Genomic DNA, 12,780 nt, shown 5'->3' on the forward strand with positions numbered 1-12,780 from the left:
CGGCCAGCAGACACAGAATCGCACTGCGCGAGCCCGCAACGTGCGACTCTGTGTCTGCTCGGCAGTGAAAAAAAGCCCCGGGCATGGCCCGGGGCTTTTTTTACCGGTAGTCGCTGTAGCCGTAGTCGTCCAGCGGAACGGCGGCGCCGGTGGCCTGGCCGAAGTCCGGGCTGTAGTACTGATCCTCGTAGGACGGGATCGTATAGGCGGCTGCGCGGGCTTCCTCGGTCGGCTGCACCGCGATGTTGCGATACCGGTTGATGCCGGTACCGGCCGGAATCAGCTTGCCGATGATCACGTTCTCCTTCAGACCATTGAGCTTGTCGCTGCGGCAGTTGATCGCCGCATCGGTCAGCACCCGGGTAGTCTCCTGGAACGACGCCGCGCTCAGCCACGAGTCGGTGGCCAGCGACGCCTTGGTGATACCCATCAGCACCGGACGGCCGGCGGCGGGCTCGCCGCCCTCGGCCACCACCCGACGGTTCTCCGCCTCGAACTCGGCACGGTCGATCAACGAGCCAGGCAGGAACTCCGTCGAGCCGGAGTCGATGATGGTGACCCGGCGCAGCATCTGGCGAACGATCACCTCGATGTGCTTGTCGTGGATCGACACACCCTGCGCGCGGTAGACCTCCTGGACCTCGCGGACCAGGTGGATCTGCACCTCGCGGGGACCCTGGACCCGCAGCACCTCGTGCGGGTCGGCCGAGCCTTCCATCAGCTGCTGGCCCACCTCGACGTGGTCGCCGTCGGAGAGCACCCGCTCCGAGCCGTCCTCGTGCTTGAACACCCGCAGCCGCTGCCGCTTGGAGAGCTTGTCGTACACGACCTCCTCGCTGCCGTCGTCGGGCACGATGGTGATCTTGTAGAAGCGCTCACCGTCTTCCAGCCTGACGCGGCCGGTGACGTCGGCGATCGGCGCCTTGCCGCGCGGCACCCGGGCCTCGAACAGCTCCTGCACCCGTGGCAGACCGCCGGTGATGTCCTCGCCGACACCACCCTGATGGAAGGTACGCATGGTCAACTGGGTGCCCGGCTCACCAATGGACTGGGCGGCCACAATACCGACGGCTTCGCCGATGTCGACCAGCTTGCCGGTGGCCATCGAGCGCCCATAACACGTCGCGCACACGCCGGTGCCGGTGGTGCAGGTCAGCACCGAACGCACCTTCACCTGCGTGATCCCCGCGGCCAGCAGCGCATCGATCTCCGGATCACCCAGATCCTCGCCGCGCGCGACGACCACGTTGCCCGCCTCGTCGACCGCGTCGATACCCAGAGTCCTTGCGTATGCCGAGGTTTCGATGTACGGGTCGCGGATCAGCGTTCCGTCGGGCTGACGCTCGGCCAGCTCGACGACGATGCCGCGCTCGGTGCCGCAGTCGTGCTCGCGCACGATGACGTCCTGGCTCACGTCCACCAGACGACGGGTCAGGTAGCCCGAGTCGGCGGTACGCAACGCGGTGTCGGCCAAGCCCTTTCGAGCACCGTGGGTGTTGATGAAGTACTCCAGCACGGTCAGTCCCTCACGGAACGACGACTTGACCGGACGCGGGATGAACTCACCCTTGGGGTTGGTCACCAGACCCTTCATTCCGGCCAGCGTCCGGGTCTGGGTGAAGTTACCCGTGGCACCCGAGTCGACGATGGTGATGATTGGGTTGTCGCTGGGATAGTGCTCCCGCAGCGCCTGACCCACCTCGTCGGTGGCTTCCTTCCAGATCTCCACCAAGGCCTCGTTGCGTTCGTCGTGGTTCAACGCACCACGCTGGAACTGCTTTTCGACCTTGTCGGCGCGATCCTCGTAGCGGTCGAGGATCTCCTTCTTGCGGGGCGGAACCAGCACGTCGGCCATCGAGACCGTGACACCGCTTCGGGTTGCCCAGTAGAACCCGGCGTCCTTGAGCTTGTCGACGGTCTGCGCCACCACGATCATCGGGTAGCGCTCGGCCAGGTCGTTGATGATCGCGGCCTGAACCTTCTTGTGCATCTGCTTGTTCACGAACGGATAGCCCGGCGGCAGCAGCTCGTTGAACAGCACCCGGCCCAGCGTCGTCTCGGCAATCCACGGCTCGCCCGGATGCCAGCCGTGGGCCCCGAACAGCTCGGTCTCGATCTCGGCCGACGGACGCAACTGGGTCAGCCGGACCTTGATCTTGGCCCGCACCGAGAGCACACCGCGGTCGGCCGCCATGATGGCTTCGGCCGGCGAAGAGTACACCCCCGACTCGGGAAGCTCGGGTGCGGCCGGCTGGTATTCGCCGGTGTCGCCGTCGACCTCGGTGGTCAAGTAGTACAACCCGGTCACCATGTCCAGACGCGGCATGGCCAACGGGCGACCGGAAGCGGGCGACAGGATGTTGTTGGACGACAGCATCAGGATGCGGGCCTCTGCCTGCGCCTCGGCGGACAGCGGCAGGTGCACGGCCATCTGGTCACCGTCGAAGTCGGCGTTGAACGCCTCACACACCAGCGGGTGCAGCTGGATCGCCTTGCCCTCGATCAGCATCGGCTCGAACGCCTGGATACCCAGCCGGTGCAGGGTGGGCGCCCGGTTCAGCAACACCGGGTGCTCGGCGATGACCTCCTCCAGCACATCCCACACCTGCGGACGCTGACGCTCCACCATCCGCTTGGCGCTCTTGATGTTCTGCGCGTGGTTGAGGTCGACCAGGCGCTTCATCACGAACGGCTTGAACAGCTCCAGCGCCATCAGCTTGGGCAGACCGCACTGATGCAGCTTGAGCTGCGGACCGACCACAATAACGGACCTGCCCGAGTAATCGACACGCTTGCCGAGCAGGTTTTGACGGAACCGGCCCTGCTTGCCCTTGAGCAGATCGCTCAGCGACTTGAGCGGACGGTTGCCCGGCCCGGTGACCGGACGGCCGCGGCGGCCATTGTCGAACAGCGCGTCGACCGACTCCTGCAGCATCCGCTTCTCGTTGTTGACGATGATCTCGGGTGCGCCGAGGTCGATCAGTCGCTTGAGCCGGTTGTTGCGGTTGATCACCCGGCGGTATAGGTCGTTGAGGTCGCTGGTGGCAAACCGGCCACCGTCGAGCTGCACCATCGGGCGCAGCTCCGGCGGGATCACCGGGACGGCGTCGAGCACCATGCCCATCGGCGAGTTGCCGGACTGCTGGAAAGCGGCGACCACCTTCAGGCGCTTGAGGGCGCGAAGCTTCTTCTGCCCCTTGCCGCTTCGGATGACCTCACGCAGCGACTCGGCTTCGGCGTCGATGTCGAAGTTCTCGATGAGCTTCTGGATCGACTCCGCACCCATGGCGCCGGTGAAGTATTCGCCGTAGCGGTCCTGCAGCTCGCGGTAGAGGTTCTCGTCGACAATCAGCTGCTTGGGCGCCAGCTTGGTGAAGGTGTTCCAGATGTCCTCCAGCCGGTCCAGCTCGCGCTGGGCACGGTCGCGGAGCTGGCGCATCTCGCGCTCGCCGCCGTCGCGAACCTTGCGCCGGGCGTCGGCCTTGGCGCCCTCGGCCTCCAGCTGGGCCAGGTCGGCCTCCAGCTTTTGGGCACGCGCCTCCAAGTCCGCGTCCCGCTGGTCCTCAACGGCCTTGCGCTCCACCATCATTTCGGCCTCGAGCGTGGACAGCTCGTTATGCCGCATCTCCTCGTCGACCGCGGTGATCACATATGCGGCGAAGTAGATGATCTTCTCGAGGTCCTTGGGCGCCAGGTCCAGCAGGTACCCCAGGCGCGACGGCACGCCCTTGAAGTACCAGATGTGGGTGACGGGTGCGGCCAACTCGATGTGGCCCATCCGCTCGCGGCGCACCTTGGCGCGCGTCACCTCGACACCGCAACGCTCGCAGATGATGCCCTTGAAGCGCACCCGCTTGTACTTGCCGCAGTAGCACTCCCAGTCGCGAGTCGGCCCGAAGATCTTCTCGCAGAACAAGCCATCCTTCTCCGGCTTGAGCGTGCGGTAATTGATGGTCTCCGGCTTCTTGACCTCGCCGTAGGACCACTGCCGGATGTCCTCCGCAGTGGCCAGGCCGATGCGGAGTTCATCGAAGAAGTTGACGTCTAGCACGTAACTCCCTTTCCCCTTGCGGGTTTAGTTACTTCCAAGAAGGATCAGGCCAAGTCCTCGACAGAGGCGGATTCGTTGCGGGACAAGTTAATTCCGAGGTTCGCCGCCGCGCGCTCCAGATCCTCGTCCTCACCTTCGCGCAGCTCGATCGCCGCGCCGTCGGACGACAGCACCTCCACGTTGAGGCACAGCGACTGCAGCTCTTTGAGCAGCACCTTGAACGACTCGGGGATGCCCGGCTCGGGGATGTTCTCGCCCTTGACGATCGCTTCGTAGACCTTGACCCGGCCGACGGTGTCGTCGGACTTGATGGTCAACAGCTCCTGCAGCGTGTACGCCGCGCCGTAGGCCTGCATGGCCCAGCACTCCATCTCGCCGAACCGCTGGCCACCGAACTGCGCCTTACCGCCCAGAGGCTGCTGGGTGATCATCGAGTACGGGCCGGTAGAACGGGCGTGGATCTTGTCGTCCACCAGGTGGTGCAGCTTCATGATGTACATGTAGCCAACGGTCACCGGGTACGGGAACGGCTCGCCGCTACGGCCGTCAAAGAGCACCGCCTTGCCGTCGCCGTCGACCAGTACGTCGCCGTCGCGGTTGGGCAGTGTCGATGACAACAGCCCCTGGAGCTCGGCCTCCTGGGCGCCGTCGAACACCGGAGTCGACACGATCTGGTTCGGCTCGGCGCTGCGCAACGCCTCGGGCAGGTTGGCCGCCCAGTCGGGTGAACCAGCGATCTGCCACCCGCTGTGCGCGCACCACCCCAGGTGGGTTTCCAGGATCTGGCCGATGTTCATCCGTCGCGGCACACCGTGGGTGTTCAGGATGATGTCCACCGGGGTTCCGTCCGGAAGGAACGGCATGTCCTCTTGCGCCAGGATCTTGCCGATGACGCCCTTGTTGCCGTGTCGCCCCGCCAGCTTGTCGCCGTCGGAGATCTTTCGCTTCTGCGCGACGTAGACGCGGACCAGCTCGTTGACGCCGGCGGGCAGCTCGTCATCGTCCTCGCGGGAGAACACCCGGATGCCGATCACCTTGCCGGACTCGCCGTGCGGCACCTTCAGCGAGGTGTCGCGGACCTCACGGGCCTTTTCGCCGAAGATCGCCCGCAGCAGCCGCTCCTCGGGCGTCAGCTCGGTCTCACCTTTCGGGGTCACCTTCCCGACCAGGATGTCGCCGTCGCGGACTTCGGCGCCGATGCGCACGATGCCACGCTCATCCAGGTCGGCCAGCACCTCGTCGGAGACGTTCGGGATGTCCCGGGTGATCTCCTCGGCGCCCAGCTTGGTGTCGCGGGCGTCGATCTCGTGCTCCTCGATGTGGATCGAGGTGAGGATGTCTTCCTCGACGAGCCGGTTGGACAGGATGATGGCGTCCTCGTAGTTGTGACCCTCCCACGGCATGATGGCCACCAGCAGGTTCTTGCCCAGCGCCATCTCGCCGTTCTGGGTACACGGACCGTCGGCGATGACCTGGCCGGCCTCGACCCGGTCGCCAGCGTCCACGATCGGCGACTGGTTGGCGCAGGTGCCGTGGTTGGAGCGGGCGAACTTACGCATCCGGTAGGTGTGCCGGGTGCCGTCGTCGGCCATCACGGTGATGTAGTCGGCGGACACCTCCTCGATCACCCCCGACTTCTCGGCGACGACGACGTCGCCGGCGTCGATGGCGGCACGCAACTCCATGCCGGTGCCCACCAGCGGCGCCTCGCTGCGCACCAGCGGAACCGCCTGGCGCTGCATGTTGGCACCCATCAGAGCCCGGTTGGCGTCGTCGTGCTCGAGGAACGGAATCATGGCCGTGGCCACCGACACCATCTGGCGCGGTGAGACGTCCATGTAGTCCACCTCCGACGAGGCCACGTACTCCACCTCGCCGGCCTTGCGGCGCACCAGCACCCGCGGCTCAGCAAAAAGGGAAGCACCGGCCTCATTGATCTTTAGCGGCGAGTTGGCCTGCGCCACGACGTGGCGGTCCTCCTCGTCGGCCGTCAAGTAGTGGATCTCATCGGTGACCAGCCCGTCGATCACCTTGCGGTACGGCGTCTCGATGAAGCCGAACGGGTTGACCCGTGCGTACACCGACAGGGAGCCGATCAGGCCGATGTTGGGACCCTCCGGGGTCTCGATCGGACACATCCGGCCGTAGTGCGACGGGTGCACGTCGCGGACTTCCAGGCCGGCACGCTCACGGGACAGACCGCCGGGGCCCAGCGCCGAAAGCCGGCGCTTGTGGGTCAGGCCCGACAACGGGTTGTTCTGGTCCATGAACTGCGACAGCTGGCTGGTGCCGAAGAACTCCTTGATGGCGGCGACCACCGGGCGGATGTTGATCAGTGTCTGCGGCGTGATGGCCTCGACGTCCTGAGTGGTCATCCGCTCCCGGACGACGCGCTCCATCCTGGACATGCCGACCCGGATCTGGTTTTGGATTAGCTCACCCACCGTGCGCAGCCGGCGGTTGCCGAAGTGGTCGATGTCGTCGGTTTCCACCGGCACCTCGACCCCGCCCGGCACGGTCATGACGGCGGGCTGGCCATCCTGAGAGGCGTGGTGCAGGCGGACCAGATACTCGATGGTGGCGACGACGTCTTCTTCCGTCAGCGTCGTCGTGGTGATCGGGTGATCGGTGTTCAAGCCCAGCTTCTTGTTGACCTTATAGCGGCCAACTCGGGCCAGGTCGTAGCGCTTCTCCTTGAAGAACAGGTTCTCCAGCAGGGTCTGGGCGGACTCCTTGGTCGGCGGCTCGCCCGGACGCAGCTTGCGATAGATGTCCAGCAGCGCCTCGTCGGTGCCGGCGGTGTTGTCTTTTTCCAGCGTCGACATCATGATCTCGGAGAACCCGAACCGCTCGGTGATCCGCTCGCTGGTCCAGCCGAGGGCCTTGAGCAGCACGGTGACCGGCTGCCGGCGCTTGCGGTCGATGCGCACGCCGACGGTGTCACGCTTGTCGACGTCGAACTCCAGCCAGGCCCCCCGACTGGGGATCACCTTGACGCTATGCAGCGTCTTGTCGGTGGACTTGTCGATGGTCTCGTCGAAGTAGACACCGGGCGACCGGACAAGCTGGCTGACCACGACGCGCTCGGTGCCGTTGATGATGAACGTGCCCTTCTCGGTCATCATCGGGAAATCACCCATGAACACCGTCTGGCTCTTGATCTCGCCGGTGTTGTTGTTGATGAATTCGGCCGTCACGAACAGCGGGGCCGCGTAGGTCATGTCCTTGTCTTTGCACTCGTCGACCGGTGCCTTGACCTCGTCGAAACGGGGGTCGGAGAAAGACAGCGACATCGACCCGGAGAAGTCCTCGATCGGCGAGAGCTCGTCGAGCACCTCTTCGAGGCCTCCGATCACGTTCACAGCGCCACGTGCGGCGGCAGCTTCACGCCAGCTCGGCTCGCCAATCAGCCACTTGAACGAGTCGACTTGCACATCAAGCAAGAATGGAACCTCGAGCGGTTCGCGGAGCTTGGCGAAGGAAACCCGATTTGGGGCTCCGGGCACGGAGCTGTTTGAAGAACTTTGCGGGCGACTCTGAGCGGGACTAGCGTCTGTTTTGCTTTGGCGGAAATCAGCCAAGATGCGTCCTTCCAGCACCTCGTGCGACTACCTGGAGCCGGCGGTCACCGGACCTGTTCGCCGCAGATAATTGTGTCGGTTAGGCCGGCGAACGACTGTCCGGATCTCACGCACGCAACCGAACAACTGAGCCGGAAACTGGGCTCAGGCTTAGACCACGATGTCAAGTGGCGGGTGAGGTGGGCAGGAGGTAGCCAGCGCAACGTCCTACACTAGCGCAGGACGGCGCATTCCTCAAATAGCTACCAATATGTGTCCCCGGGAAGCGGGCGCTGGCTGGCATTTCGACTTGCCCTGGTACAGGTACAACACATGCTGCCCAACAGATTGACCCGTTTACGCCCCGTCGTCAAGGGGACGGGCGGCAAGTGACCGCAAGTTAGCGTGAATTCTTGCTCACCGGCCGCCCGCGAACACGACCACTGTTAGTTACGTCACCGCGCATGAGATTGACTGAACAGCCGCCGTCACCGCTACCGGGCACGGCGCTTCGGCCGGCGTGTCGCTGGGGCTAGCCGCCGAACTCGCTCGCGTGATACTTGTGCGTGCCCTCGAGATCGTCGAGGATCGCCTCCTGGGCCTTCTTCGGCAACGTGTGCAGCATCGCGCGCACCCGGGCCTGGCGCCGCCCCACCGCTTTGCGCTCCGGCATGCCCGGCGTCGCGGTGATCTGCGGCGGCACGCCCTCGATCTCTTCGACGCCACCCGCCTGGTGACCGGCGTCGAGCAGCGCCTGCTCTTCGGCCATGGTGGCCTCGTCCTTCTCCTCGGACATGCCGATCGGCCCGATGCGCCGGCCGTTGAGGAACTGTCGCACCACCGGCTCGTCGCTGGTCAGCAGCACTTCGCGAGGGCCGAACATGACCAGGTGCTTGCGGAACAACATGCCCATGTTGTCGGGCACCGTGCGGGCGATGTTGATGTTGTGGGTCACGATGAGGATGGTCGCGTCGATCTGGGCATTGATGTCCATGATCAGCTGGCTCAGATAAGCGGTACGGACGGGGTCCAGACCTGAGTCGGGCTCGTCGCAGAGAATGATCTGCGGGTCGAGAACCAGGGCCCGGGCCAGGCCGGCACGCTTGCGCATACCGCCGGAGATCTCGCCGGGGAACTTCTTCTCGTCACCGCCCAAGCCGACCAGCGCCAGCTTCTCCATGACGATGTCACGGATCTCTTTTTCTTTTTTCTTGGTGTGCTCGCGCAGCGGAAAAGCGGTGTTGTCGAACAGGTTCATCGACCCGAACAACGCACCGTCCTGGAAAAGCACACCAAACAACGTCCGGATCTCGTAGAGCTCCTTGGCCGAACACTCGATGATGTCGGTGCCGTCGATGACGATCGAGCCGCGTTCCGGCCGAAGCAGGCCGATCAGGGACTTCAGGAACACCGACTTGCCAGTACCCGACGGTCCCAGCAACACGCTGACCTCGCCGGCGGGGATCGTGAGCGTGACGTCCTCCCAGATCCTCGAGGAACCGAAGGACTTCGTGAGTCCGTTGACCTCGATAGCGACGCCCATGGGAAATCCTTCCGACGCTCAACATTTGCAAGATGCCCGCCACCTGCCACTTTATGTGGCTTGAGTCACTGTAGCGCACCGCTGGGGCGCGACATCAGGGTTGGATACATAACAATCCTCGCCGAGGCCGGCGGGCGGTGTCCGGGCGCCTCAAGGAGTCGCCGGCGCCCAGTTGCCGTGGAAGCCCATCGGGACCCGCTGCGGCAGGTGCACGGTAGCCATCAATTCGCACGTCTGGGCGTCCAGCAACAACAGCTGGCCCTCGGCGCGGTCGCGGTGGTAGCCGTACCCCATAAGGATGCCGTCGTCCTCCGCCCTTTCCCCCGACGTACCCGATGGATTCGGGACGAAGCACATCTCACCGATCAGCAGGGCGGCATCCAGCGGGGCCACCTGACAGGATCCGGTCTCGTAGTCGTGCTTGTAGAGCGAGGTGGACATTTCCGTCGTTCCGCCGGTCAGGTAGCCGCCGTCCACGCCGAGGGTGTAGCCGAACCGATGCCGGCCGCCCAGCACGGTCTCGTTGATCCGGGGAAACTCCTGCGGCCGGTCGTCGCGGCATTCGGTGGTGACGGCACCGGTGGCCAGGTTGACGGTCCAGCGATCCAATGACGGACGAGTGTCGCCGGGGCCGTGCCGGTCGTGGTCGAACATTCGCGCATACCGCACCACGTCGAGTATCAACAGCTCGGACCCGTCTCGGGTTTCGGTGTAGGCGTTGAGCGGGTGGTAGACGTAGCAGGGTTCGATGTCGAACCACCGGACGTCCTCATTGCCGCCGTCTCGGGGCATGACTCCGATACGGGCCGGATAGTCGGCGTTCCAGGCGTAGGGCATGCGATCAGACGGCTTGGGGTTGCGGTTCATCATCGCGGCGATCGGGCCGGGAACCCGGACGTGACCGATCACCGCCTGCATTACCAGTCGCGCGGGCAAACTCAGCCAGCGCGGCAGCTTCGCGGGTAGCACCTGCGACGCGTCGAAGGTGACCGGCAGGTCGTAGATCACCACGTACTTGTCGGTCAAGGAGAAGTCGTGCATCATCGGCGACCCGGTCACCTCGATATCTACGGTGCGCCGGGCCCGCCCTCGAGTATCGATCACGGAATACTGCACGGTCCGTCCGCGAGCAAACGAGTACGACACCGCATGCAGTTCGCCGGTCCGCGGGTCGCGGTGCGGGTGGGCGGTGTAGCCGCCGGTGAGGGTGCCGTCGAAGTCGCATGTCCCGACGGTGTCGAGGTCCTCGGTGAGCTCGTAATTGGCGACGCCGCCCTCGACGAGCGCCACGGTTCGTCCGGCGTGGGACAGCACGCTGGTGTTGGCGCCCAGGGACAGCATGCCCGCCCGGGGATCGAGCCTGCTCGGAGCCGGCTCTCCGAGGGCCGCGCAGACCGGCAGGCTGCGCACCCAGCGGTTGCGATACCAGCTGGCTCCCCCTTGACGAAGGGCGACCCCGTGGACCATCCCGTCACCGCTGAACCAGTGATAGACGGCGGGATCGACCTCGGCGACCGGGTTGGGCCCGTTGCGCAGATACCGTCCGTCGAGATGCTCCGGGATCTGCCCGGTGACCTTCAGATCGGTCGCGGTCACTTCGGCGTGCACCGGCGCCAGCGGACCCTCGAGATAGGGGTTCCCGACTTGGTCGGTTCGCATTGTCGTCACGGCCGAACTCCTATAACGTCGTTATTTCAGTGTTATTCGGACCGTACGCCTGCGCTGAGACGATGGCAAGGGGATGACGAGAAATGACTGAACAAGCCCAACCCGCCATTCGCGGTGTTCGCGGCGAGATGCTGCACGCCGCCGTCGCCCTGCTCGACGAGCACGGACCCGATGCCCTGCAAACCCGCAAAGTGTCCGGGGCCGCCGGGACCTCGACGATGTCGGTCTACACCCATTTCGGTGGCATGCGGGAACTTATCGCCGCGGTGGCTGAAGAGGGCTTGCGGCAGTTCGGCGCCGCGCTCGCGGTGGCACCGACGACTGACCCCGTCGCCGATCTATTGGCCATCGGAGCGGCGTATCGACGCTATGCCATCGAGCGCCCGCACATGTATCGCCTGATGTTCGGCAGCACCAGCGCGCACGGCATCAAGGCGCCGGCCCGCGATGTCCTGACGTTGACGGTCGTAGAGATCGAGCAGCACCACCCTAGCTTCGCGCACGTGGTGCGCGCGGTGCACCGCTCGATGCTGGCGGGCCGAATCACTGTGGGTTCGACGGCCGACGGCGCCGTCCCGGACCAGGTGGTCGTGTCCACTGCGGCCCAGTTTTGGGCGTTGATCCACGGCTTCGTGATGCTCGAACTGGCCGGCTTCTTCGGCGAGGAGGGCGCGGCGATCCCACCGGTGCTGGCCGCGATGACCACGAACTTGCTTGTGGCGCTGGGCGATTCACCCGAGCGGGTGCGGCTGTCGCAGCGCTCCGCGTTCGGTTGAGCGCGCCACGCCCCCGGTTCCGGTACCGGGGGCTTTGGCGTGCGGACTTACTTGACGGTGACGGTGGCGCCGGCAGCCTCGAGCTTGGCCTTGGCCTCGTCGGCGGCCTCCTTGGCAACCTTTTCGAGCAGCGGCTTGGGTGCGCTGTCGACCAGGTCCTTGGCCTCCTTGAGGCCCAGGCCGGACACGATCTCGCGGACAACCTTGATGACGCCGATCTTCTTCTCGCCGGCGGCCTCGAGGATCACGTCGAACTCGGACTGCTCTTCGGCGGCCTCGGCCGGCGCGCCACCGGCGGCAGGACCGGCCGCGGCGACGGCGACCGGTGCGGCCGCGGTGACCTCGAAGGTCTCCTCGAACTTCTTGACGAAGTCGGAGAGCTCCAACAGCGTCATTTCCTTGAACGCGTCAAGCAGTTCGTCTGTCGAGAGCTTGGCCATGGTGTGGGTCCTTCCTGGTTTCGGGTAGTGGGGTTATTCGGCTGATGCCGGTTCTGGAGCCGGGGTTTCAGGGGCGGAAGCCGGCGCGTCTGCGGCAGGTTCTGCCGCAGCCCTCTTTTCCTGGAGCGCCGCTGCCAGTCGGGCAACCTGCGACGCGGGCGCGTTGAACAGCCCGGCGGCCTTGGCGAGGTTGCCCTTCATCGCGCCGGCGAGTTTGGCCAGCAGCACCTCGCGGGACTCCAGGTCGGCGATCCGCTCCACCTCGGCGACGGTCAACGGGTGGCCGTCCATGTAGCCGCCCTTGATGACCAGCGCCTTGTGTTCCCGGGCGAAGGTCTTGAGGGCCTTGGCCGCGTCGACCGGTTCACCGGTGACGAACGCGATCGCCGTCGGGCCCGCGAACAGCTCGTCGAGACCTTCGATACCGGCCTCGGAGGCCGCTCGCTTGATGAGGGTGTTCTTGGCCACGGCGTAGCTGGCCGACTCGCCCAGCGATCGGCGCAGCTGGGCCAGGTTGGCCACCGTCAAGCCGCGGTATTCGGTGATGACGGTCGCGGTCGAGGCCTTGAAGCGCTCGGCGATGTCTGCAACGGCGGTGGCCTTGTCAGCCCTGGCCATGCATACCTCCTACAAGTGTGCGACGTGGCGTCTGCGGCCACCTCGAAACGTCGAAGAAAGTCGAAGAACGTCTAGGAACCACGAACGCCCCGGCGCAGGAAGCGGCACGGGGCGTAACTGATGC

7 protein-coding genes are annotated in these 12,780 nt (G+C 65.3%); 1 reads left to right on the forward strand and 6 read right to left on the reverse strand.

The annotated features are described in order from the left end of the window. Window positions 1-100 precede the first annotated feature (100 nt). From CDN38_RS09230 to CDN38_RS09245, 4 genes are all read right to left on the reverse strand, one after another. Window positions 101-4,051 carry a DNA-directed RNA polymerase subunit beta' gene (locus tag CDN38_RS09230; RefSeq protein ID WP_075511131.1) on the reverse strand — a complete coding sequence of 1,317 codons (3,951 nt, stop codon included), beginning with the start codon at window positions 4,049-4,051 and terminating at the stop codon, window positions 101-103. Window positions 4,052-4,095: 44 nt separating this feature from the next. After that, entirely contained in the window at window positions 4,096-7,632 is a 3,537-nt protein-coding gene (rpoB, locus tag CDN38_RS09235; protein WP_142361260.1) for a DNA-directed RNA polymerase subunit beta, read from the reverse strand. A 511-nt stretch (window positions 7,633-8,143) separates the two neighbouring features. Further along, window positions 8,144-9,154, reverse strand: coding sequence for an ABC transporter ATP-binding protein (locus CDN38_RS09240; RefSeq protein ID WP_075511133.1), 1,011 nt, complete (start codon window positions 9,152-9,154; stop codon window positions 8,144-8,146). 150 nt (window positions 9,155-9,304) lie between these two features. Further along, a complete protein-coding gene (locus CDN38_RS09245) occupies window positions 9,305-10,813 on the reverse strand; it encodes a carotenoid oxygenase family protein (RefSeq protein ID WP_408633064.1) in 1,509 nt (502 codons plus the stop codon). 92 nt (window positions 10,814-10,905) lie between these two features. On the opposite strand from CDN38_RS09245, the gene CDN38_RS09250 reads away from it, so the two are divergent. Continuing rightward, window positions 10,906-11,598: a TetR/AcrR family transcriptional regulator gene (locus CDN38_RS09250; protein WP_075511135.1), complete on the forward strand. Its 693-nt coding sequence runs from the start codon at window positions 10,906-10,908 to the stop codon at window positions 11,596-11,598. Between the two features lie 47 nt (window positions 11,599-11,645). On the opposite strand, the gene rplL is transcribed toward CDN38_RS09250, so the two are convergent. After that, on the reverse strand, window positions 11,646-12,038 hold the full coding sequence (gene rplL / locus CDN38_RS09255) for a 50S ribosomal protein L7/L12 (RefSeq protein ID WP_036398434.1): 393 nt from the start codon (window positions 12,036-12,038) through the stop codon (window positions 11,646-11,648). Window positions 12,039-12,071: 33 nt separating this feature from the next. After that, the gene (gene rplJ / locus CDN38_RS09260) at window positions 12,072-12,656 is read right to left on the reverse strand and encodes a 50S ribosomal protein L10 (protein WP_036410590.1); all 585 of its coding nucleotides are present in this window, start codon (window positions 12,654-12,656) and stop codon (window positions 12,072-12,074) included. Window positions 12,657-12,780 lie beyond the last annotated feature (124 nt).

Origin of the sequence: Mycobacterium ostraviense (genome assembly GCF_002705925.1) — a bacterium.
Taxonomy (GTDB): domain Bacteria; phylum Actinomycetota; class Actinomycetes; order Mycobacteriales; family Mycobacteriaceae; genus Mycobacterium; species Mycobacterium ostraviense.